The sequence below is a fragment of the Rhizobium sp. AQ_MP genome (assembly GCF_014237835.1).
Classification (GTDB): Bacteria; Pseudomonadota; Alphaproteobacteria; order Rhizobiales; family Rhizobiaceae; genus Allorhizobium.
This window is the reverse complement of sequence record NZ_JACJVI010000025.1, coordinates 17,096-40,029: the sequence shown is the minus strand read 5'-3', so window position 1 is coordinate 40,029 and position 22,934 is coordinate 17,096. Positions and strand designations below refer to the sequence as shown.

21 protein-coding genes and 1 tRNA gene are annotated in these 22,934 nt (G+C 61.1%); 8 read left to right on the top strand and 14 right to left on the bottom strand.

The features are described from left to right. The 8 genes from H6M51_RS22930 to pcsA form a co-directional block, all read right to left on the bottom strand. Nucleotides 1-974, bottom strand: a 974-nt coding sequence (locus tag H6M51_RS22930) for an isomerizing glutamine--fructose-6-phosphate transaminase (protein WP_185812131.1), incomplete at its 3' end; no start/stop codon positions are given. A 136-nt stretch (nucleotides 975-1,110) separates the two neighbouring features. Further along, entirely contained in the window at nucleotides 1,111-2,472 is a 1,362-nt protein-coding gene (glmU, locus tag H6M51_RS22925) for a bifunctional UDP-N-acetylglucosamine diphosphorylase/glucosamine-1-phosphate N-acetyltransferase GlmU (RefSeq protein ID WP_185812130.1), read from the bottom strand. A gap of 70 nt (nucleotides 2,473-2,542) precedes the next feature. After that, entirely contained in the window at nucleotides 2,543-3,271 is a 729-nt protein-coding gene (locus H6M51_RS22920; protein ID WP_246780653.1) for a FadR/GntR family transcriptional regulator, read from the bottom strand. Nucleotides 3,272-3,444: 173 nt separating this feature from the next. Next, nucleotides 3,445-4,518 carry a BMP family ABC transporter substrate-binding protein gene (locus H6M51_RS22915; protein WP_162547883.1) on the bottom strand — a complete coding sequence of 358 codons (1,074 nt, stop codon included), beginning with the start codon at nucleotides 4,516-4,518 and terminating at the stop codon, nucleotides 3,445-3,447. A 40-nt stretch (nucleotides 4,519-4,558) separates the two neighbouring features. Continuing rightward, nucleotides 4,559-5,479, bottom strand: coding sequence for an ABC transporter permease (locus H6M51_RS22910; RefSeq protein ID WP_185812129.1), 921 nt, complete (start codon nucleotides 5,477-5,479; stop codon nucleotides 4,559-4,561). Continuing rightward, nucleotides 5,476-6,567 (bottom strand): ABC transporter permease, encoded by a 1,092-nt coding sequence (locus H6M51_RS22905; protein WP_185812128.1) that lies wholly within the window; start codon nucleotides 6,565-6,567, stop codon nucleotides 5,476-5,478. The genes H6M51_RS22910 and H6M51_RS22905 overlap by 4 nt, the downstream gene beginning before the upstream one ends. After that, nucleotides 6,557-8,131 carry an ABC transporter ATP-binding protein gene (locus H6M51_RS22900; RefSeq protein WP_185812127.1) on the bottom strand — a complete coding sequence of 525 codons (1,575 nt, stop codon included), beginning with the start codon at nucleotides 8,129-8,131 and terminating at the stop codon, nucleotides 6,557-6,559. Before H6M51_RS22900 ends, H6M51_RS22905 begins: the two co-directional genes overlap by 11 nt. A gap of 137 nt (nucleotides 8,132-8,268) precedes the next feature. Then, nucleotides 8,269-8,997, bottom strand: coding sequence for a phosphatidylcholine synthase (gene pcsA, locus H6M51_RS22895; RefSeq protein WP_185812126.1), 729 nt, complete (start codon nucleotides 8,995-8,997; stop codon nucleotides 8,269-8,271). A 186-nt stretch (nucleotides 8,998-9,183) separates the two neighbouring features. Here pcsA and H6M51_RS22890 point away from each other — a divergent pair, with 186 nt between their 5' ends. Beyond that, on the top strand, nucleotides 9,184-10,389 hold the full coding sequence (locus H6M51_RS22890) for a UbiH/UbiF family hydroxylase (RefSeq protein WP_185812125.1): 1,206 nt from the start codon (nucleotides 9,184-9,186) through the stop codon (nucleotides 10,387-10,389). On the opposite strand, the gene H6M51_RS22885 is transcribed toward H6M51_RS22890, so the two are convergent. Both H6M51_RS22885 and H6M51_RS22880 read right to left on the bottom strand, forming a co-directional pair. Further along, nucleotides 10,366-11,328 (bottom strand): AEC family transporter, encoded by a 963-nt coding sequence (locus tag H6M51_RS22885; RefSeq protein WP_185812124.1) that lies wholly within the window; start codon nucleotides 11,326-11,328, stop codon nucleotides 10,366-10,368. The two genes, H6M51_RS22890 and H6M51_RS22885, sit on opposite strands and share 24 nt — an antisense overlap. Nucleotides 11,329-11,370: 42 nt before the next feature. Next, nucleotides 11,371-12,117: a cytochrome c biogenesis CcdA family protein gene (locus tag H6M51_RS22880; protein WP_185812123.1), complete on the bottom strand. Its 747-nt coding sequence runs from the start codon at nucleotides 12,115-12,117 to the stop codon at nucleotides 11,371-11,373. A gap of 185 nt (nucleotides 12,118-12,302) precedes the next feature. Between H6M51_RS22880 and H6M51_RS22875 the strand changes: the two genes are divergently transcribed. The 3 genes from H6M51_RS22875 (at nucleotide 12,303) to H6M51_RS24900 (ending at nucleotide 12,865) form a co-directional block, all read left to right on the top strand. Beyond that, nucleotides 12,303-12,378 (top strand) — tRNA-Lys (locus tag H6M51_RS22875). 106 nt (nucleotides 12,379-12,484) lie between these two features. Continuing rightward, on the top strand, nucleotides 12,485-12,607 hold the full coding sequence (locus H6M51_RS24905; protein WP_281418985.1) for a hypothetical protein: 123 nt from the start codon (nucleotides 12,485-12,487) through the stop codon (nucleotides 12,605-12,607). 132 nt (nucleotides 12,608-12,739) lie between these two features. After that, nucleotides 12,740-12,865, top strand: coding sequence for a hypothetical protein (locus tag H6M51_RS24900; protein WP_281418984.1), 126 nt, complete (start codon nucleotides 12,740-12,742; stop codon nucleotides 12,863-12,865). Between the two features lie 34 nt (nucleotides 12,866-12,899). Here the strand turns inward: H6M51_RS24900 and H6M51_RS22870 are convergent, their stop codons facing one another. Further along, nucleotides 12,900-14,354, bottom strand: coding sequence for a cobyric acid synthase (locus H6M51_RS22870; RefSeq protein WP_185812122.1), 1,455 nt, complete (start codon nucleotides 14,352-14,354; stop codon nucleotides 12,900-12,902). 992 nt (nucleotides 14,355-15,346) lie between these two features. Between H6M51_RS22870 and H6M51_RS22865 the strand changes: the two genes are divergently transcribed. The 4 genes from H6M51_RS22865 to bmt all read left to right on the top strand — a co-directional run bounded on the left by H6M51_RS22865 (nucleotide 15,347) and on the right by bmt (nucleotide 19,670). Continuing rightward, the gene (locus H6M51_RS22865; RefSeq protein ID WP_162547874.1) at nucleotides 15,347-16,345 is read left to right on the top strand and encodes an ABC transporter substrate-binding protein; all 999 of its coding nucleotides are present in this window, start codon (nucleotides 15,347-15,349) and stop codon (nucleotides 16,343-16,345) included. A 220-nt stretch (nucleotides 16,346-16,565) separates the two neighbouring features. Continuing rightward, on the top strand, nucleotides 16,566-17,480 hold the full coding sequence (locus H6M51_RS22860; protein ID WP_185812121.1) for a proline/glycine betaine ABC transporter permease: 915 nt from the start codon (nucleotides 16,566-16,568) through the stop codon (nucleotides 17,478-17,480). Continuing rightward, nucleotides 17,473-18,525 (top strand): glycine betaine/L-proline ABC transporter ATP-binding protein, encoded by a 1,053-nt coding sequence (locus H6M51_RS22855; protein WP_185812120.1) that lies wholly within the window; start codon nucleotides 17,473-17,475, stop codon nucleotides 18,523-18,525. The genes H6M51_RS22860 and H6M51_RS22855 overlap by 8 nt, the downstream gene beginning before the upstream one ends. 125 nt (nucleotides 18,526-18,650) lie before the next feature. Then, complete coding sequence (gene bmt / locus H6M51_RS22850; RefSeq protein WP_185812119.1) at nucleotides 18,651-19,670, top strand: betaine--homocysteine S-methyltransferase; 1,020 nt, start codon at nucleotides 18,651-18,653, stop codon at nucleotides 19,668-19,670. A gap of 74 nt (nucleotides 19,671-19,744) precedes the next feature. Here the strand turns inward: bmt and H6M51_RS22845 are convergent, their stop codons facing one another. From H6M51_RS22845 to H6M51_RS22835, 3 genes are all read right to left on the bottom strand, one after another. Further along, a complete protein-coding gene (locus tag H6M51_RS22845) occupies nucleotides 19,745-20,557 on the bottom strand; it encodes a ferredoxin--NADP reductase (RefSeq protein ID WP_113377544.1) in 813 nt (270 codons plus the stop codon). Nucleotides 20,558-20,727: 170 nt separating this feature from the next. Further along, nucleotides 20,728-21,240, bottom strand: a complete 513-nt coding sequence (locus tag H6M51_RS22840; protein WP_185812118.1) for a DUF934 domain-containing protein — start codon at nucleotides 21,238-21,240, stop codon at nucleotides 20,728-20,730. Between the two features lie 13 nt (nucleotides 21,241-21,253). After that, nucleotides 21,254-22,927 (bottom strand): nitrite/sulfite reductase, encoded by a 1,674-nt coding sequence (locus tag H6M51_RS22835; RefSeq protein ID WP_185812117.1) that lies wholly within the window; start codon nucleotides 22,925-22,927, stop codon nucleotides 21,254-21,256. Nucleotides 22,928-22,934 lie beyond the last annotated feature (7 nt).

The following is a 22,934-nucleotide window of genomic DNA, read 5'->3' as shown; positions in this document are numbered from 1 at the left end:
GCGACATCGATCTCGACCGGCAGGCGGGCATAACGCTCGAACCAGTACTTACCGACGAGACCCGCGAGATAGGCGGTCCCGCAAGCGGAGATGGCAAGGCCGCGCAGGCTGGCGAAATCGATCTCGCTGGCTGCATCGCGAACTGTGTGATTGGCAAAATCGACGTAATGCGACAGGGCGTGGGAGATTACTTCGGGCTGCTCGTAGATCTCCTTTTCCATGAAGTGGCGATGATTGCCCTTGTCGATCATGTAGGCGGAGGCCGTGGAGATCTGGATCGGACGATCGACCGGATTGCCGTCGATGTCGAAGATATGGGCACCCTGCTTGCCGATGACAGCCCAATCACCGTCATGCAGATAAGCGATGCGGTTGGTAAAGGGCGACAGCGCAATCGCATCCGAGCCTAAGAACATCTCGCCATCACCGAAGCCGATGGCGAGCGGCGGGCCGGAGCGGGCGGCCATGATCGTCGAGGGATCATCGTTGAAGATCACCGCGAGCGCGTAGGCGCCCGTCACATGGCGCAGCATCTCGTGCATGGCCTCACGGCGGCCAAGGCCCTGGCGACGGTACTTGGCGAGCAGCTGGGCGACAACTTCCGTATCGGTCTGGGTGGTGAAGACGGCGCCTTCGGCGACCAGTCGGTCCTTGATCTCGGCAAAATTCTCAATGATGCCGTTGTGAACGACAGCCACGCCCTCAACGAAATGGGGATGCGCGTTCACCTCGTTCGGCACGCCATGGGTTGCCCAGCGGGTATGGGCAATGCCGATGTTGCCGGGCAGCGGGTCACCGGCCAGCTTGCCCTCAAGATTGAAAAGCTTGCCTTCGGCGCGGCGACGGTCGAGCTTGCCATCATTGATGGTGGCAACACCGGCGGAATCATAGCCGCGATATTCGAGCCGCTTCAGGGCGTCGACCAGACGCTCCGCCACGGGCTTGTTACCGACAATGCCGACGATGCCGCACATGAAATTCTCCGTTTCCAGTTACCACGCGGCTTTCCTAGCGGTTCCAACGCAATAGGCAATTGTGCGTGAGGTCAAATTGCGTTTCGTCTCGTAATGCAACGCAGCATTACAAGCGGTGAAGATCGGGCTAACCCGTCTACTTGGCGGCCTTCTTTGCAGCCTTTATTGCAAGGTTTCGTTCGCGGATGACGGCAGCGCGGTCCGCTTTCATCTCTTGCCGGGCACGACCGAAGGCGAGCGCATTCGCGGGCACGTCCTCGGTGATGACACTGCCGGAGGCGATCAGAGCGCCATCGCCGATCGTCACCGGCGCGACCAGCGAAGAATTCGAGCCGATGAAGGCCCCCGCCCCGATATGGGTTTCGTGCTTGTTGACCCCGTCATAATTGCAGGTGATGGTACCGGCGCCGATGTTGCTCTCGGCTCCAATGACGGCGTCGCCGATATAGGTCAGGTGATTGACCTTGGCGCCGCGGCCGATCTCAGCCTTTTTCACTTCGCAGAAATTGCCGACCTTGGAGCCTTCGGCGAGGTTCGCACCGGGGCGCAACCGGGCAAAGGGACCGACGGTCGCACCGGCCGCGACGTGTGCGCCCTCCAGATGCGAGAATGCATGGATGACCGCGCCACCCTCGACGGTGACCCCTGGGCCGAAAACGACATTAGGCTCGATCAACGCATCCTGACCGATCACCGTGTCGTGGCTCAGAAACACCGTTTCCGGAGCAATCATCGTCACGCCCGACACCATCAGCTCATGGCGGCGGCGCTCCTGCCAGAGGCGTTCGATGACGGCGAGTTCGGCGCGGTTGTTGCAGCCGGTCAACTCGGTCTCCGGCGCATCCACGGCGACGGCCTTTCCGCCCAGCGCGCGGACGATCTCCACGAGATCGGTGAGGTAGTATTCACCCTTGGCGTTCTTGTTGTCGATGCGTGAGAGGAGATCGAGCGCCTTCCTGCCATCAATCGCCATCAATCCGCTGTTGCACCAGGTGACGGCGCGCTCGGCCTCGGTCGCATCCTTCTCCTCGCGGATGGCGACAAGTTCGCCCTTCTCGACGAGCAGTCGACCATAGCCGGTCGGGTTCTGGGTGTGGAAGCCGATGACCGCGACATCAGCGCCGCCGGCCAGCGCGTCGCGCGCGGCCTTCAGGGGGGCTGCGGTGATCAGCGGCACATCACCATAGGCGACCAGGATCTCATCATAGCCACGGGCAATGGCGTCGCGAGCCATCTGGACTGCGTGACCGGTACCAAGCCGCTCGGTCTGCAGCACGCTCTCGACGGCAAGACCGTCGACTCGGGCCGCATTTTCCACCTTCTCGGCGTCGCGACCGAGAACCAAGGCGACGTCGGACACACCGGAGGCAGCGATCGACGCCATGACATGGGCGATCATCGGACGCCCGCCGACAGGATGCAGGACCTTGGACATCGACGACTTCATCCGGGTGCTGTCACCAGCGGCGAGAACGACGGCAAGGCAGGTGCGGTTCATTGAAGGCTCCGACATGAGAATGGCGACCCTCAGTAATACCAGCGCAGGCGGGCCGCAAGTCTGCAGCGGCTCAGAGCCGCTTCTGCGCGCTTTCCACAGCCCTCAGAGCCGCCGCCCGGCCCTGCTCAATCGCCCTTTCGGTGGCGAGGCGCGCAGCCTCTGGGTCGCGATTTTCGATCGCCTCGACGACGGCGAGATGCAGTTCGGTGATGGCCTCGCCGCGGCCAGCGAGGGCCGGGTCAAATGCCATGGTGAAGGCACCATCAAGCGAGGCCTTGATGAAACCAATCATGCTTTCCAGGAAAGGATTGGCGCCGACGATCGTCAGTAGCACATGGAAGCGCAGATCGGCCTCCACCTGGCTCGGCCAGTCGAGATCGTTGGAGCCCAGCAGAAGCGCATAGTGGCGCAGTTCCGCACAGTCCTCGGGCGTGGCACGGAGGGCGGCAAAGGCGGCCGAAGCAGGTTCTAGAACCAGTCTGACGTCATAGAGATGATCGATGAATTCCGCCGTGACACCGGTCTGAAAATGCCAGCGCAAGACGTCTTCGTCGATCAAATTCCAGTGGCAGCGATCCGTAACGCGGGTTCCGACGCGCGATTTGGCGACGATCAGTCCCTTGGCTGTCAGCGTCTTCATGGCTTCGCGCAGCACGGAGCGCGACACATCAAACTCTGCCTCGAGCTCGATATCGCCCGGCAAGGGCTCGCCTATCGCGAACCGGCCACCCACGATCGCCAAACCGAGCTGTTCGACAACCTTTGAATGGCTTGTACGAAGATTGGAAATGACTTTCATTTCCCGGACATCTTCCTTGCGCATTCCACCTCGCATGCCAACGTCATGGCCCGGCTTGTTACATCAAAGGCAATACCGGCGAAAGTCGATATCTGAGTATTCTCGCAATTTGAAAAAACTAAACAAGAAAGGGCGCCTAAGGCGCCCTTTCCATTTTGATATCCAGAGATGGATTACTGCGGCAGCTTGTCGTCAACGCCTTCGATGTAGAAGTTCATGCCGAGGATGGTGCCGTCGTCGGCCGACTCACCTTCCTTCAGCCACGGCGTACCGTCCTGCTTGTTGATCGGGCCGCTGAAGGGCTTCAGCTCACCGGACTTGATCTTGGCTTCGGTGTCCATCGCCATGGCCTTCACGTCGTCAGGCATGTTGGTGTAGGGCGCCATGGACAGGATGCCGTCCTTCAGGCCGTCGAAGGTCTGAGCGGAGGACCAGGTGCCGTCGATTACGGCCTGGGTGCGCTTGATGTAGTACGGTGCCCAGGTGTCGACGATGGCGCTGAGCTGTGCAGTCGGGCCGGCGGCGATCATGTCCGAAGCCTGGCCGAAGGCCTTCAGGCCACGCTCTTCAGCAACCTGCATCGGAGCGGTGGTGTCAGTGTGCTGGGTCAGCACGTCGACGCCCTGGTCGAAGAGAGCCTTGGCAGCATCCGCTTCCTTGCCCGGGTCGAACCAGGTGTTGACCCAGATGACCTTCAGCTTGAACTCCGGGTTGACTGTGCGGGCGCCATGGAGAAAGGCGTTAATGCCGGCGACGACTTCCGGGATCGGGAAGGAGGCGATGTAGCCGGCAACGCCGGTCTTCGACATCTTGCCTGCGATCTGACCGTTGATGAAGCGGCCTTCATAGAAACGGGAGTTGTAAGTGGCGACATTGGCCGCTGTCTTGTAGCCGGTCGCATGCTCGAACTTCACGTCCGGGAACTTCTCGGCGACCTTCAGGGTGGCATCCATGAAGCCGAAGGAGGTGGTGAAGACCAGTGCACAGCCGGAACGGGCCATGCGCTCGATGGCGCGCTCGGCATCCGGACCTTCGGGAACGTTTTCGAGGTAAGGCGTTTCGATCTTGTCGCCAAAATGTTCCTGAAGCTGCTGGCGGCCAATGTCATGGGCCTGGGTCCAGCCGCCGTCGGTCTTGGAGCCGACATGGACGAAGCAGACCTTGGTCTTGTCCTGGGCGGCGGCAGGTGCCGCAACGCCGACAATGGCGGCTGCCGAGGCAGCAAGCGCGAGGAGGATGTTCTTCATGGATTACCCCTGTCTGGTTAGGTTGAAGCTTTTGTTTTGATTATCGATCCGGCACGAACGGCTTGCCGAGGCAGGCCGGCGTGTTGATCAGCGTCGTGCGGCGATTATGGGAGATTATGATCAGCACGACAATGGTCGCCGCATAGGGTAGAGCCGACAGAAACTGCGATGGCAGACCGATGCCGAGCGCCTGCGCATGCAACTGCCCGATGGTCACGGCGCCGAAGAGATATCCACCCGCCAGCACGCGCCAGGGCCGCCATGCGGCGAAGACAACGAGCGCCAAGGCAATCCAGCCGCGGCCGGCCGACATGTTCTCCACCCATTGCGGCGTATAGACCAGCGACAGCTGTGCACCGGCGAGACCGGCGCAAGCGCCACCGAACATCACCGCGAGATAGCGGGTACGGATAACCGGGAGCCCGAGCGTATGGGCCGAGCCGTGGCTGTCACCGATGGCGCGCAGTTTCAGGCCGGACCGGCTCTTGAACAGATACCAGTTCACGCCGATGACAAGCGCGATCGACAGATAGAAAAAGAGATCCTGCGCAAACAGGATCGGACCGATGACCGGGATATCCGACAGCAGCGGAATGACGATCGGCTGCATCTTGACGCCCGGCACACCAACCACGCTTTCGCCCACCATGCCGGAGACGCCCAGACCGAGGATGGTCAGAGCAAGCCCGGTCGCCACCTGATTGGCCACAAGCGTCAGCGTCAGAAAGCCGAAAAGCAGCGAGAAGAACGCGCCGGTGGCGATGCCGGCGAGAACGCCGAGATAGGGCGAGCCGGTCATGTTCGTGGCAATGAAGGCGCAGACGGCACCGATGATCATCATGCCCTCGACGCCGAGATTGAGGACGCCGGAGCGCTCTGCGACCAGTTCGCCCATGGCGGCGATGACCAGCGGTGTCGAGGCGGTGATGATGGTCAGAAGGATGGCTTCGAACATCATCACACACCCCTGGACGCGGCGTTGCGGGCACGATCAAAGACGATGCGCACCTTGTAGAGAATGAGCGTGTCACAGGAGAGCACGAAGAACAGCAGCAGGCCCTGGAAAACGCGGGTCACCTTGTCCGAGACGCCGATCGACAGCTGCGCGCCTTCGCCGCCGAGATAGGTCAGCGCCAACACGAATCCGGAGGCGATGATCCCCAGCGGATTGAGGCGACCGAGGAAAGCAACGATGATGGCGGTGAAGCCATAACCCGGCGAGATCGTCGGCTGCAGGTGACCGATCGAGCCTGAGACTTCCGAGATGCCGGCAAGGCCCGCAAGCGCGCCGGAGAACATCATCGAAAACCAGACCATCTTGCGCGAGGAGAAGCCGGCAAAGCGCCCTGCCCTCTCCGATTGACCGAGCACGACGACCTGAAAGCCTTTCAGCGTGTAGCGCATCATGAACCAGACGGCGACGGCGGCCACGAGTGCAAAGACGATGCCGAGATGGGCGCGGCCGGAGGACAGGATTTCCGGCAGAACGGCTTCGGAGACGAAGGAACGGGACTGCGGAAAATTGTAACCGGCCGGGTCCTTCCAGATCCCGCGCGTCAGCCAGTCAAGCAGAAGCTGCGCGATGTAAACCAGCATCAGGCTGGTCAGGATCTCGTTGGTATTGAAACGGGTCTTCAGAAGCGCCGGGATCGCGGCATAGGCAGCGCCGCCGATCGCCCCCATGACCAGCATCAGCGGCAGAAGCAGCGGCGAGGTCCATTCGTAGAAGGTGATCGGCAGGATCGAACCGACGATCGCGCCGACGATGAACTGGCCTTCGGCGCCGATATTCCAGTTGTTGGAGCGATAGCAGACAGAGAGGCCGACACCGATCAGGATCAGCGGAGCGGCCTTCACCGCAAGCTCGTGCAGCGACCAGACCTCGAGAAGTGGCTCGATGAAGAAGCTGTAGAGCGCAGACACCGGATCCTTGCCGAGCAGCGCAAACATGATGCCGCCGAAAAGGACGGTGAGCGCCAGCGCCAGCAGCGGCGAGACGATGGCAAACAGGCTGGATTGGCGGGCGCGGCGTTCAAGTTCAATGCGCATGGGCCGCCTCCGGGGCAGTGGTCAGGCCATGAACGCCGCCCATCAGGATGCCGATGCGTTCGCGGGTCATGGTCGAGGCGGGATGGGCGTCGGACAGCCTGCCCTCCGAAATCGCCGCAATCGAGGTTGCGACTTCGAAGATCTCGTCGAGGTCCTGGCTGATGACGACAACGGCAGAGCCGGCCTTGGCGAGATCGACCAGCGCCTGGCGAATGCGGCTCGCAGCACCGGCGTCGACGCCCCAGGTGGGCTGGTTGACGACCAGCACGGAAGGCTGGCGGTCGAGTTCGCGACCCACGATAAACTTCTGCAGATTGCCGCCCGAGAGCGAGCCGGCAGCCGGATCATCGCCGCTCTTGCGCACATCCATCATTTCGGAAATACGGCGTGCCGCCTGCTGGACGAGGCCGTGGCGAATGAGGCCGATCTTGCTGCCGGAGAGATAGGCAGCACGATCGGAGGCGTTTCTCGAAAGAAAGAGGTTTTCCGAGAGGCTCATGGCCGGGATTGCCGCATGGCCGTGGCGCTCCTCGGGTACGAAGCCGGCGCCGAGCAGACGACGCTCATTGATGCCGAGACGGCCGACGGATTTTCCACGCAGGCAGATCGCATCGGGATTCTGAACCGGATATTCGCCCGAAAGCGCATCGAACAGCTCGCTCTGGCCGTTTCCGGCAACACCCGCGATCGCCAGGATCTCGCCCGCCTTCACCGTCATCGAGACATTCTTGAGCGGCATGGCGAAGGGGGTGCGCGGGCTGACGGAGAGGTCTGTCACCTGCAGCTGGATGGCCCCATCCGCCGGCGGCTCGACCTTTTCGACACCGGCGACATCGGCGCCCACCATCATGCGGGCCAGCGACGCCGGCGTCTCCTGCCTCGGGTCGCAGGCGCCCGTGACCTTGCCGTGGCGGAGCACGGTCGCGCGGTCGCAGATGCGCTGCACTTCCTCAAGGCGGTGACTGATATAGAGAACCGAGCGGCCTTCCGCCTTCAGCTTGAACAAGGTCTCGAACAGCTTGTCTGCTTCCTGCGGCGTCAAAACGGAGGTGGGTTCGTCGAGAATGATGAGCTTCGGGTTCTGCAGGAGCGCGCGGACGATCTCAATGCGCTGGCGTTCGCCCACCGAGAGATCGGCGACATGGGCGTCGGGATCCAGCGGCAGGCCATAGGCGACCGAGAGTTCCGCCGCCTTCCTGGAGAGCTCGGATATAGAGATCTTCTCGTCGAGCGACAGCGCAATGTTTTCGGCGACCGTCAGCGCCTCGAACAGCGAAAAGTGCTGGAAGACCATGCCGATGCCGAGACGGCGCGCGGAGGCGGGGTTGGGAATGACTTGATCCTTGCCCTGCCAGCCGATCGAGCCGGCAGAGGGCGCCAGGATGCCGAACAGCATCTTTACGAGGGTAGATTTGCCGGCGCCGTTTTCGCCGAGAAGCGCATGGATTTCACCATGGCCGATATCGAGGTCGATGTCGTCGCAAGCCTTGAAACTGCCGAACAGCTTCGTCAGGCCCCGCACGGTCAATAGCGGCTTTTCGCCCTCGGGCGCTTGTTGCGGCACAGGTCCCCCTTGCACTCTCACGCGGCACAGCCGGATCTTCCGTCCGGTTAGTCGATTAATTCATAACCGGTTTGTGGCAGCGCACAATATATAGGCAAAAGTTTTTTTTGGTTTTGCCCAGACGCGTTCGCCGACCATCAGTCCCGACGGCCGAGGCCCGGGAAAACCTGCAGGATACCGCCAATTACATAGAGATAGATGCTGGTAACGATGGTGCCGATCACCACCCATTGCGGGGAGTCGAAATGCAGGAGCAGTGCATAGCCGCCGAAACCGCACCAAAGCAGAAACACCGCGAGATTGAGTGGGCGCAAACGCTTGACGCGGACGGGATGCAGGAAGTGGATCGGCAGGAATGTCAGGATGACCGACGCCAGAACGGCAACCAGAGCCGTCGTGGCGCTCGCATCGATGACGAAGAGCGTGAAGATCAGCATGTTCCAGACGACAGGGAAACCGGAGAAGAAGTATTCATCCGTCTTCATGCCCATATCGGCATAATAGATGGCGCTCGACACCACGATCAGTCCGGCGGCGACGAAGGACCAAGGCTCGCCGATCATGCCACTCTGATAGAGGGCGAAAGCGGGCAAAAGCACATAGGTGACGTAGTCGATGATGTTGTCGAGCGTGTCGCCGGACCAGTTGGGCAGGACTTCCTTGACGCGCACCTTGCGGGCGATCGGACCGTCAATGCCGTCGACGAGCAGCGCAAGGCCCAGCCACCAGAACATGTCGACAAAACGCTTCTCTGCAGCCGCAACGACCCCCAGGAAGGCTAGAAAGGAACCCGAAGCGGTGAGCATATGGACCGAAAAGGCGCGAATTTCGGCATAAGGCACGCGCTTGTAATTGAAGATTTTCATCCCTGCTCCAGTCGGCGGCACTGCGGAGGAAACGGTATCGGATGAAATGACGCGCATTGCAACACAAGTGGCGCGCTATGCCCGGATTTCGGCACCAGCATCCCAACACCTGCGCCATTTGGGCCCATGGATTTTATCCCCGGCGAGATCTAGATAAGGCTTGGAACATCAAATGGAATCTTCCTCATGCGCCAGGAATTCGACATTGCCGTCATCGGTTCAGGTCCCGCCGGCCAGATCGCTGCCATTGCCATGGCGCGCGGCGGGCGTCGCGTGGTCCTCGTCGGACCCGAGCCCGATGGATCGGACCGCCGGACGACGGCGCTTATGGATCAGTCGCTGACGATGATCGAGCGCCTGGGGCTCTGGCAGGACCTCAAGCCACGCGCGGCGCCGCTTCAGGTGATGCAGATCATCGACGGCACCAGACGCCTGCTAAGGGCTCCCACAGTTGCCTTTCGCAGCGCCGAGATCGGGCTCGACGCCTTTGGCTACAATATTCCGAATGCCGCTCTGCTCGAAAGGCTGTCCAAGGCGGTTGCCGACGAAGGCCTCATTACGCGCAAACCACTTGCGGCGGAGACTATTCATGTGGGGCGCGATGCGACGACGATCGGCCTTGGCGGCGGGGAAACAGTGACTGCGGATTTCGTCATTGGCGCCGACGGTCGCCGGTCGAAGACCCGCGACAGCGCCGGCATTGGCGTGAAGACCTGGTCCTATCCGCAGACTGCGGTGGTGATGAATTTCAGCCATAGCCTGCCGCACCAGAATATCTCGACGGAATTTCATACCGAATCCGGCCCATTCACCCAAGTTCCCCTGCCCGGCTTGCGCTCGAGCCTGGTCTGGGTCGTCAAACCGCAGGAGGCCGAAAGACTAACATCGCTCGCGCCCAAGCAACTCTCGGCCGAGGTAGAAGCCCGCATGCAGTCCATGCTGGGCAAGGTTCACGTCGAGGAAGGTGTGCAGGCCTGGCCGCTGTCAGGCATGACTGCGCATCACTACGGAAAGGGCCGGGCCGCATTCATTGGCGAGGCCGGTCACGCCTTCCCGCCGATTGGCGCACAGGGCCTGAACCTCAGTCTGCGCGATATCGCTGCTCTCGAAGAGATCCTCATTGATCGCAGCTTGGAGCCGATCGCCTCCGACAGCGGCGATCGCTTCGATCGCAAGCGCCGGCTGGATATCGCGAGCCGCACGGCCAGTGTCGATCTGCTCAACAGGTCCCTTCTGTCCGGCCTGCTGCCCGTGCAGATGCTCAGGGCTGCGGGACTTCAGGTACTGGCGAGCGTGGCGCCGCTGCGCAACCTTGTCATGCAGGAAGGCGTTGCCCCTGGTCGCGGCCTGAAAGACCTTCCGTCGCTTTTACGGAAAAAGGTCGGCCGGTAACAGACCGTGGGTGATGGCGAACAGCAGAGCCGAGACCGAAAACACGGAAATGACCGTCGTGATCAGGATTGTGGCTGATGCTCGTTCCTGCCAGACGCCGTATTGCTGGCCTATGACGAACACATTGGTGGCCGTTGGCAGCGAAGCAAGCAAAACGGCCGTATAGACCCAGAGCGGGTCGAAATTCCCAACGAAGCTCAGGACGACATAGACAAGGACCGGATGCAGCACGAGCTTGATCGGCACGATATAGCCGATCTCTGCGGGTATCCGCTTCAGCGGACGCAGCGCCAGCGTCACGCCCATGGCGAAGAGCGCGCACGGGGCAGCCGCCTGGGCGAGATAATCGATCAGGCGTTGCAATGCCAGAGGGGGCTCGAAGGCGAAGGCGGCGGCGATGAAGCCGACGAGAGTGGCGATGATGAAGGGGTGGGTCAGGATTTTACGGGCGACATCGAGTGCCAGTTGTGCCGGTGGCCGCTTGTCACCGCCGGCAAAGGCCATGAGGGCAGGCGCGGCAATGAAATGGGCGGCATTTTCAAAACAGAAGACGAGTGCCACCGGCACTGCAGCCTTTTCACCGAAGGCCAGGAGCGCAAGGCCCGGCCCCATGTATCCGATGTTGCCATAACAGCCGGCGAGCGCCTGAACGGTCGCTTCTTCGATCCTGTTACCGCGAACAAGGCGCCCGATCGCGAAGACCAGCACGAAGATCGTATAGGTTGCTGCAAGGCAGGCTGCGATGAAGTCGATCCGGGTCAGCTGTTCCATCGGCGTGCGGGAAACGAGCTTGAAGAAAAGAGCCGGCAGCGAAACGTAGATGACAAAGAAGTTCAGCCAGCCGAGCGCCTGGGCGGAGTGGTCACCGAGCCTGCCGGACACGTAACCAATCAGGATCAGGCCGAAAAACGGCAATACCAGCGCGACAATCTCGGCCATGGGCAGTCTCCTTGCGGACGCCCGCGCGCGCCCGTCTCGGACTTAGCCGATTTGCGACAGGATTGGAAAGGTCTGCTGGAACCAGATCGCCATGTCTGAGACATAGCCGAAGATGAAGGCAAGGCCGGTGAGCACGAGCAGCGCGCCCATGGCCTTCTCGACATGGCCGAGATGGCGGCGGAATCTCGTCAGGAAGCGCATGAAGGCGCCGGAGAAGCCGGCGGCGATCCAGAAGGGGACTGCGAGACCGAGCGAATAGATGGCAAGCAGCAATGCACCGTCGCCGACCGTTTCCTTCGACGCTGCAACGCCAAGGATGGCACCGAGCACCGGGCCGATGCAGGGCGTCCAGCCGAAGGCAAAGGCGAGGCCCATCACATAGGCTCCCGACAGGGTCGCCGGTTTCCCGCCGCCTGCGAATCGGTGTTCGGACGACAGGAAGCCCAGACGGAAGAGGCCGAGGAAATTCAGGCCCATGATGATGATGATCAAGCCGCCGATCGTCGACAGGAGATCCATGTGCTGCCGCAGAAGACCGCCGATCGTCGACGCGCCGGCTCCAAGCGAGACGAAGACAGTCGCAAAACCGAGCGTGAAGACCAGCGAGGTCAGGAGCACGGCGCGCCGGGCAGCCGCATTCTCAGCCTGGTCCCCGTCGCGGAACTGGTCGACCGAAATGCCGGCCATGTAACACAGATAGGGCGGTACGAGCGGCAGGACGCAGGGGGACAGGAAGGATAAAGCACCGGCCAGAAGCGCGCTGAAGAAGGAAATATCGGCAATCGACACGACGAACTCCGGAACCCGTTGTCGCGCCCTTCCTAATCCTCGTAAGCCGTACTTGCCAATCACCAATCTGTTGACTGCGACAACGGAACTGCATTTTGCCGGAAAACTGCATTTTTGCGGTTGACCCGTCGGGGTCACCTGCATATGTTCCGCGCACTTCTTGAGGCGGCGCAAAAACCGCACGGGAGAGCGTAGCTCAGCCGGTAGAGCAACTGACTTTTAATCAGTAGGTCCAGGGTTCGAATCCCTGCGCTCTCACCACTCCTCCAAAACTTCGCGAGATCGATCAGATTGTAGCAATTGGTTTAGCCGGTCACCAACGCCTGTGTCCTATTCTGGGCCAGGCTGAGGCGAAAGGAGTTGGAAGATGCGTGTGATGGTGGCCCTGATGATCGGTGCGATCTTCAGTATCCTGGCGATCAAACACTCCGAAAACTCATTCGGGCCGGGCCAGTTGACCGCGTCAGTCACTGACATCACGGCAGGTTGAAGCGGCGACGAGGGATTCTGTGATATTCAGGCAACAGGCGGCCTTCTTCGTACCCTCTGGATGCCGCGACGACCCCGGGCAGGAACCGCTATTGCCGCAATCTCGTTGTCGATGAGCAGGCAGGAGCCAAACATGAGATACATCTTCATCCTGCTGATCGCCTCGGTGCTCAGCATTCTCGCTTTCAAATATGCGAACAACTCGCTCGGCGGCGGCGAATTGATGGCGTCGCCCGTGGATGTGACCGCCGCGTTGTGAAGCCATCCCGGATGGAGCGTGTCGCTCTCTGAAATCAGCCCAGCAGGGTCTCCAGCCAGTCCCGCGACAATCGCCCTTCAAGCTCCGTCGCGAGTTCATCGAGAGCTTCGTCCACAAGCCCGCGATAACTCTGCGATCCGCTTTCGATGCCGAAGCTTGAAAGCAGTTTTCGGCGATACTCGTCGCTGGCGAACAGACCGTGGAGGTAGGTGCCGATGACGCGGCCATCTGCAGACCGCGCCCCGTCCGGACGCCCGTCGATGGTGATCGGTGCGCGGGCGGTGTCTGCTCCCTCGGTGACGCCGAGATGGATCTCGTAGCCCGACAGCGGCACATCATGTTCCAGAGAATGGGCCCGGCTGTTGCGCACCGTCTTTTCCGCCGCCATCACCGTTTCGACATCGAGCAGGCCAAGCCCCTCGACGGCGCGCGGCGTGCCTTCGAGGCCTAGCGGATCGGCAACAGAACGCCCGAGCATCTGGTAGCCGCCGCAAATGCCGATCACCCGCCCTCCGCGCCGGATATGCATCTGGAGGTCGCGGTCCCAGCCGTGGCTGCGAAACTCTTCAAGATCGGCAATCGTCGATTTGGAACCCGGCAGAACCACCAGACCGGCATCGGCGGGCCATGGGTCGCCCGCACGGACATAGACGAGATCCACCTCCGGTTCGGCGGCAAGCGGATCGAGATCGTCGAAATTGGCGATTCGGGAGAGGACGGGTACGGCCACCTTCAGGGCGCCACCAGTTCCGCGCGCGAGGCGCTCAAGCACCACAGAGTCTTCCGCCGGCAAACGAGCCGCAGCCTTGAGCCAGGGAATGACACCGAAGCAAGGCCATCCGGTGAACTGCGCAATGGCCGACAGCCCATCGTCGAACAGGCTGACGTCGCCCCGGAACTTGTTGATGATGTAGCCGACGATCTGGCTGCGGTCTTCGTCCGGCAGGATGGTGTGGGTACCGACGAGCGAGGCAATCACCCCTCCCCGGTCAATATCTCCGACCAACACGACCGGGACCCCGGCATGCGTGGCAAAGCCCATATTGGCAATGTCCCCGGCCCTCAGGTTTATCTCGGCGGGCGAACCTGCGCCTTCGACGACGACAAGGTCCTGGCCCATACAGACGGTCTCGAAACTCTCAAGGACCGCTCCAAGAAGATGCGGCTTCAGTCGCTGGTAATCGCGTCCCTTAGCCTGACCGAACACCTTGCCCTGAACAATGATCTGGCTGCCGGTTTCGCTTTGTGGCTTTAGCAGAACGGGATTCATGTGGACGGAAGACGGCGTCCGCGATGCCATCGCCTGGAGCCACTGGGCCCGACCGATTTCTCCGCCGTCATCGGAGACGGCCGCATTGTTCGACATATTCTGCGGCTTGAACGGCGCGACCTTCAGACCCCTGTTGGCGGCCAGTCGGCAGAGGCCTGCGACCAGTATCGTCTTTCCGACATCCGATCCTGTCCCCTGCAACATGATCGTTCGTGTCATCGTCATCTATCCTGTTTCCGCCACGGCGCCGACCGCCTGTTTACCAAGGTTTTGCCGCGAATTTGCCATCAGCGTTACCGCGAATGCGACACTGCGTCAGCCTGTCGCGGCCATTTCGCCTCAAGTAGCTCATTCGCGACATGTGATGGCGGATTGCGCTCTGGTACGAAGGCATCACAGTGATTATCTGCACGTTGAAACCAGCGCCCCCAAGAGCGCAACAGATTTAGGAAGCACCCATGCTCTACATCCTGCAGAACCGCAATAGCCTCGCCATCGCCTGGAACGGCCGCGCGCCGCAACGCCAGCGGGTTGCCCGCTGGGAAGTACGCAATCCCCTGGTCGCTCGCAAGGGCTGATCACAGCGCTTCACCAAGGTCGGAAGACTGGACGAAGCGAGGCTGAGACGCCTCAAAAAACACAAACGCCCCGGGACGCAATACTCGATCCGGGGCGCAACCGACAGTAACGCGTCGGCCACCTCATCTATCGTTACAGATGTTACCGGATTGTTAGCAGAGCTTCTGCTTCCCGCATTTTTAAATTTTTTTTGTGCTTTGAGCAAATTCTCAGAGCCTACCCGATATTGGCGCAGCTGGGACACCCAAGGTCTCATCTGGGAACGCGCACAACCAAGCCATGCGTTCCACCCACCCCGACTGCCGGTCCTTTGAGCATCGCGCTGCCGCACGAGCGCTTGAATGCGGCAAAATCAGTCGCACCAATAGCTTGGGTCCAGCGCACCGGAGCACATGGACGCCTGACGGGAGGTTGATTTTCGAAACCAAAGACGTAGGCTGCTCTTCGTGACACGCGGTCGACTGGGCTTCTGAGCCCCTAATGACAAGACTCGGTCCACTGGATGGCGCACTGGGGCGACGCGTCCCGGCACCTCATCCACAGTGAAGAGCAAATTGGCAGACCGGTCCGCAGTAGCCGTCTCTGCCCGTCCCGATGAACGCTGCAAGATAAGACTGGGAGGTCTTAACTCCATGAAGAAGCTCCTTGCTTCCACGATTCTCGCCGCAGGTCTCTACGCTGGTGCCGGTTCGGCCCAGGCTGCCGAATGCGGAGATGTCTCGATTGCCGAAATGAACTGGGCGTCGGCCGGCGTTGCTGCCTATGTCGACAAGATCATCCTGGAAAGCGGCTATGGCTGCACGGTGACCGTGGTTACCGGCGACACCATGCCGACCTTCGCCTCGATGAACGAAAAGGGCCAGCCGGACATCGCTCCAGAATTCTGGGTCAATGCCGTGCGCACCGCTCTTGACCAGGCGATCGCCGAGGGACGCCTCATCCAGGCTGCTCCGCTGCTTTCGGATGGCGGCGTTGAAGGATGGTGGATCCCGAAGTTCATTGCTGACGCCAACCCTGACATCAAGACTGTCGAAGACGCCCTGAAGCGTCCCGACCTCTTCCCGGCTCCGGAAGATCCGTCCAAGGGTGCCGTCACCAACTGCCCGGCCGGCTGGAACTGCCAGGTCTCGACCGCAAACCTCTACAAGGCACTTGGCGCCAAGGACAAGGGTTTCGAACTCGTCGACACCGGCTCGGCTGCAGGTCTGGACGGTTCGATCGCAAACGCGTTCGAAAACAAGAAGGGCTGGCTCGGCTACTACTGGGCTCCGACCGCGATCCTCGGCAAGTACGAGATGGTCAAGCTCTCCTTCGGCGTCGAGCATGACAAGGCATCCTGGGATGCGTGCACCGCCGTTCCGGACTGCGCAGATCCGAAGGTCAACGCCTATCCGGTGTCCGACGTCTATACCGTCGTCACCAAGGGCTTTGCCGAAAAGGCAGGCGTTGCCATGGACTACGTGAAGACCCGCAAGTGGGACAACGCGACCGTCGGCAAGGTTCTCGCCTGGATGGAAGACAACCAGGGCACCAACGAAGACGGCGCCAAGCACTTCCTGGAAACCTATCCGGAAATGTGGACCACCTGGGTTGCTCCCGAGGTTGCCGAAAAGGTCAAGGCTGCACTCTGAGCCTGCCATTGTTTACCGTGCGGCGGGCTTTGCGGCCCGCCGCATTTTCTGAGAAGCGGCATGCCGCATCACGCCATTCAACGACTCCCGACGTCGCAGACGGCATGAAGTCCCTTCCGGAACTCGACTAGCCTCTCGCCTCGGGAACATGGCATCGCCGCCAAGGCCCAACGCAACGTCTTTGACGTCATATCAAGCGGGGGTCGCAAAGGGGAACGAGATGGCTTCAAGTTTATGCAATTACCTTCCGGAACTGCTCTGCAGGTTTCCACAGATCGACGACACGGTGCTACGCGGCGTGCGCAAAAGCGTCGATGAGAGTTTCAAGGGCTTCGTGCGTGCCTATGGTCACGTGATCGATGCGATCACACATCCGCTGCAGCTGTTCTTGAACTGGCTCGAAGCGCTGTTCGTCAATACGCCCTGGTTCATCTTCCTTGCGGTGATGGTGCTTATCGTCTACTTCGCCAGCCGCAACATGCGCATTGTGGTCCTGACCATCGTCGGCATGATGTTCATCGGATTTGTCGGTCTTTGGGAAGACACGATGATCACGCTGGCGATCGTCACCGTGTCGACCATCCTTGCCATCGTCATCGGTATTCCGATCGGCATTCTGATGGCGCGTTCGGACCGGGCACAGTCGGTCGTCAATCCGATACTCGACGTGATGCAGACCCTGCCGAGTTTCGTCTACCTCATTCCAGTCGTCATGATCTTCGGGATCGGCAAGGTGCCGGGCGTTATCGCCGTCGTGATCTATGCGGTCCCGCCGATGATCCGCCTCACCAATCTCGGCATTCGCCTGGTCGACCGCGAGGTTCTGGAAGCCGCCGACGCTTTCGGCTCTTCCCCCGGCCAGAAGCTTATGAATGTGCAGATCCCGCTGGCCCTGCCGACCGTCATGGCCGGCATCAACCAGACCATCATGATGTCACTTGCCATGGTCGTCGTCGCCTCGATGATCGGTGTGGGTGGTCTCGGCAAAAACGTGCTGCAGGCCATTTCCAACCAGTTCCTGACGATCGGGTTCCTCAACGGCTTCGCACTTGTTGCTATTGCCATCATCTTCGACCGCGCCAGCCAGGCCTATGGCAAGCGCCTTCAGCGCCACACGGAGGTGGTCCATGGCTAGTCACGACATCGAGATCCGCAATCTCTACAAGATCTTCGGCCCGAACGGCGGCGCCTTCATCGACCAGGTCAAGGCCGGCATGTCGAAGTCGGAGCTCAACGAAACGCACGGCCATGTTCTCGGTCTCAAGGATATCAACATCCAGATGCCGGGTGGCGGGATTACCGTCGTCATGGGTCTGTCGGGTTCCGGCAAGTCGACGCTGATCCGCCACATTAACCGGCTGATCGAGCCGACTTCGGGCGAAGTTCTCTACGATGGTGTCGACGTCTGTCGGATGAACCCGCTGGAACTGCGGGAATTCCGTCGCCACAAGACGGCGATGGTGTTCCAGAAGTTTGCGCTTCTGCCGCATCGAACCGTGCTCGAAAACACCGTCTACGGTCTCGACATCCAGGGCATTCCGCGGTCGAAGAGTGAAGAAATCGGTCGCCGCTGGATTGCTCGCGTCGGGCTGTCCGGATTCGAGAGCCACTATCCGAACCAGCTTTCAGGCGGGATGCAGCAGCGTGTCGGTCTGGCGCGAGCCCTGTCCAACGACGCCGACATCCTGCTGATGGACGAGGCCTATTCGGCGCTGGATCCGCTGATCCGCGTCGACATGCAGACGGTCCTGCTCGATCTGCAACAGGAACTGAAGAAGACGGTCGTCTTCATCACCCACGATCTCGACGAAGCGCTGCGCCTCGGCGACAAGATCGCGATCCTCAGGGACGGCCAGGTCATCCAGCAGGGTTCGGGTCAGGAGATCGTCCTGCAGCCGGCAGACGATTACATCTCCGCCTTCGTCAAGGAGGTGAACCGCGGTCGCGTCATTCGTCTCGACACGATCATGGGACCGATTTCTGGCTCTGGCGAAGGCCTTGCTCTTCCCGGCAACACGGTTCTCGAAGCCGCTGCCCGGATCATGACCGATGCACGGCAGTCGAGCGCCACGGTCACCGACGAAGCCGGCAACGGCATCGGTCGGGTGGATCTGCAGCAGATCATCGCCGCCATGGTCACGCCGAAGAGCCACGAAGACAATCAGATGGCCGCCGAATAGATCAGGCGCTTTCCACAAGGTCATCGCTCAACGGCTCCGTCTCGGCGGGGCCGTTGTCGTTTTTCGAGATTGAAACCACATAAAGACTTCTTTATATGATTGGCATGTCAATGAGAGGATCCGCCATGGCAACCCCGTCCAATCCGCTTTCCGAACTTCTGGCCGAAAAGGGCGTGCTGCTCGCCGACGGCGCCACCGGCACCAATCTCTTTGCGCAGGGTCTTGAGGCCGGTGAAGCACCGGAACTGTGGAACGAGGCGCAGCCGGAAAAGATCGTCAAGCTGCATCAGGATTTCGTCGATGCCGGCGCCGACATCATCCTCACCAATTCCTTTGGCGGCACGCGGCATCGCCTGAAGTTGCACCATGCCGACAACCGCGTGCACGAGCTGAACAAGAAGGCCGCGGAGATTGCCCGTTCAGTGGCCGACAAGGCGCCGCGCAAGGTGATCGTCGCCGGCTCCGTCGGCCCGACCGGCGAGTTGCTGATCCCGCTCGGCGCCCTCTCCTATGAAGACGCCGTTGCCGCGTTTGCGGAGCAGATGGAAGGCCTGAAAGCCGGTGGCGTCGATGTCGCCTGGATCGAGACCATGTCCTCGCCCGAGGAGATCCGTGCCGCGGCTGAAGCAGCCGTGAAGGTTGGCCTGCCCTATACCTTTACCGGCTCCTTCGACACCGCCGGTAAGACCATGATGGGCCTGCACCCGAAGGACATTCATGGGGTGGCCTCCGATATCGGCGCCGGTCCGCTGGCGGTCGGTGCAAACTGCGGCGTGGGCGCCTCCGACATCCTGCAGAGCCTGCTCGACATGACCGGCTCCAACCCTGAAGCGACGGTAATCGTGAAGGGTAATTGCGGCATTCCGGAATTCCGTGGCTCCGAAATCTTCTATTCCGGTACGCCGCCGCTGATGGCGGATTATGCCCGCCTCGCCCGCGACGCCGGTGCGAAGATCATCGGCGGTTGCTGCGGCACATCCTGCGATCATCTGGCGGCCATGCGGAAGGCGCTCGACGACTATACGCCGGGTCCACGCCCGACGCTCGAAGTCATCGTCGAGCGGATCGGCCCGCTGCGCAACAAGACCGCCGACGAGAGTGGTGCGCAGGAAAGCGGACGCCGGAGCCGCCGGCGCGGCAACTGAGGCAACCCACTGTCATCGAAATCAAAAAGGGCGCCGCGGGGCGCCCTTTTCGTCTCAGCAATTTGCCGATGACATCAGCCGACGAAGGCCCGTTCGATGACGAACTCGGCCGGCTTGTTGTTGGCACCTTCGGTGAGTCCTGCCTTTTCGAGCAGTTCCTTGGTGTCCTTCAGCATGGCGGTCGAGCCGCAGATCATGCCGCGATCGATGGCGGGGTCGAGCGCCGGCACGCCGAGATCGGTGAACAGCTTGCCATTCTCGATAAGGTCGGTGATGCGGCCCTTGAAGGGGAAGTCTTCGCGGGTCACCGTTGCGTAGTGCTTCAGCTTGTCGCCGACGACTTCGGCCAGGAATTCATGGTTCTTGATTTCCTCGACCAGATCGAAGCCGTATTTCAGTTCAGCCACGTCGCGGCAGGTGTGTGTGAGGATGACTTCCTCGAACTTCTCATAGGTCTCGGGATCGCGGATCAGGCTGGCGAAAGGCGCAATGCCGGTGCCGGTCGAGAACATGTAGAGGCGCTTGCCGGGGGTGAGTGCATCGAGCACCAGCGTGCCGGTCGGCTTCTTGCGCATCAGCACCTTGTCGCCCGGCTGGATCTTCTGCAGATGCTGGGTCAGCGGGCCATCGGGAACCTTGATGGAGAAGAACTCGAGTTCTTCGTCCCAGGAGGGGCTGGCGATCGAATAGGCGCGGTAGATCGGCTTGCCCTCGACCATCAGGCCGATCATCGCAAACTCGCCCGAGCGGAAGCGGAAGCCGGCGGGGCGGGTCATGCGAAAGCGGAACAGGCGGTCGGTATAGTGCGTGACGCTCAGAACCGTTTCGGCATAGACGCCTTCGGGCACGATCAGTTCGGCGTTGTCGGTCTTCACAGGAGCATTCATAGGCTGTCGGTCCTATCGTTCAGTCGATTGGGAAGAGCCTATAATCCAGACCGTCCCATTCCACAATTCAGCCGGCATGCGCATTTCGCAGCCGAGATATCCGTTAAAGCGAAGGCGGCAACCTTGACCGAGGTCAATTTGCCGCCCTTTGATAGCGATATTTCTATGTCTCAGGCGCCCGTAGAGCCGAGGCGACGCCAGCTGAAGCCGCCGGCGGCTTCCGATGCACGGGCCGTCGGCTGGTAGCGCTGGGCAACGCCCGTGAGACAGTTCTCAGCAAGCCGCCGCTGGGCGACGCGATTGGTCACGGCGAAGCTGTCGAAGCCGGTGCGCAGCATCAGCGGCACCTGGTCGATCAGGACGTCGCCAACGGCGCGCAGTTCACCGGCATAGCCCAGACGCTCGCGCAGCAGCGACGCATGGCTGAAACCACGGCCATCGTTGAAGGCCGGAAACGCGACCGCGATGAGTGCGATGCGGTCGAGATGCGGCTCAAGCTTCTTGACGTCGTCAGCCGGTGCGATCAGCACGCCGAGGCCGACATCGTTGGTCTCTCCAACGGCTTCCAGGAAAGCGTCCAGAGGGAGAAGCACCTTTTCGCCCTCGCCTACCTTGCGGTCTTCCGTTTCGGTTACCCAGATGTCGCCATCGACGAAACCGGTTTCTTTCCAGATCTTGGTCATAGTATTTCCAGTCTCACGCGGCTTCGGCAGAGGCGTTGCCATAAAGCGCGTCCTTGAACGGCTTCGGACCGACGCGGCGATAGGCTTCGAGGAAGGTTTCCTTCGGATCGAGGCGCAGGCCGAGATAGGTATCGACGATCGTCTCGACGGCGTCCGTTACCTTTTCCGGCTCGAAGCCGCGACCGATGATCTCGCCGATCGAGGAGTTCTCGTCACCGGAACCACCCAGCGTGATCTGGTAGAGTTCGGCCCCCTTCTTCTCGACACCGAGCAGGCCGATATGGCCGACATGGTGGTGGCCGCAGGCATTGATGCAGCCGGAGATCTTGATCTTGAGCTCACCGATCTCCTGCTGGCGCTCGAGCGAACCGAAGCGCTCGGAAATCGCCTGGGCGACCGGAATGGAGCGGGCGTTGGCAAGCGCGCAGTAATCCAGGCCCGGACAGGCAATCATGTCGGTGATCAGGTTGGAATTGGCGGTGGCGAGCCCTGCCTTTTCCAGCGCCTGATAGAGCGGATAGAGATCACCCTTGGCCACATGCGGCAGGATTAGGTTCTGTTCGTGGCTGACGCGGATTTCGTCGAAGGCGTAGCGCTCGGCAAGATCGGCAACCAGATCCATCTGGGCGTCCGAGGCATCGCCCGGCGTGCCACCGATCGGCTTCAGCGAGATCGTCACCATGGCATAATCCGGATGACGATGTTCCTGGACGTTGTGGCGCACCCAGGCGGCGAAGGCGGCATCTGCCTTCTGCGCACGGGCCAGCGCTTCCCAGCCGTCCGGACGGGCGGTGAGTGCCGGCGGGGCGAAATAGGTTTCGATCGCGCGGATATCGCCTTCCGGCAGCTTCAGTTCGCTGTCACGGATCTCGGCGAATTCGGCCTCGACCTGACGGGTCAGTTCTTCGACGCCGGTTTCGTGCACGAGGATCTTGATGCGGGCCTTGTACTTGTTGTCGCGGCGACCATGCAGGTTATACACGCGCACGATCGCGGTGATGTAGGTCAGAAGGTCGGCTTCCGGCAGGAAGTCGCGGATCTTCTTGGCGATCAGCGGCGTGCGGCCCTGGCCACCGCCGACATAGACCGCAAAGCCGAGTTCGCCTGATGCGTTCTTCTTCAGATGCAGACCGATGTCATGCACCTGGATCGCGGCGCGGTCCTTCTCGGCGCCGGTGACGGCGATCTTGAACTTGCGCGGCAGGAAGGAGAATTCCGGATGCAGCGAGGACCACTGGCGGAGGATCTCGGCGTAAGGGCGCGGATCGGCGACTTCATCGGCAGCAGCACCGGCGAAATGATCGGCGGTCACGTTGCGGATGCAGTTGCCCGAGGTCTGGATGGCGTGCATTTCGACGCTTGCGAGATCCTTCAGAATGTCGGGCGTGTCGGACAGCTTCGGCCAATTGTACTGGATGTTCTGGCGGGTGGTGAAGTGGCCATAGCCGCGGTCGTACTTGCGGGCGATATGGGCCAGCATCCGCATTTGCTTCGAATTCAGCGTGCCATAGGGAATGGCGACGCGCAGCATGTAGGCATGCAGCTGGAGATAGACGCCGTTCATCAGGCGCAGCGGCTTGAACGCGTCTTCTGCAAGTTCACCCGACAGGCGGCGGGCCACCTGGTCGCGGAACTGCTCTACGCGCGCCGATACGAAGGCGTGGTCGAATTCGTCATAACGATACATGTCTTAC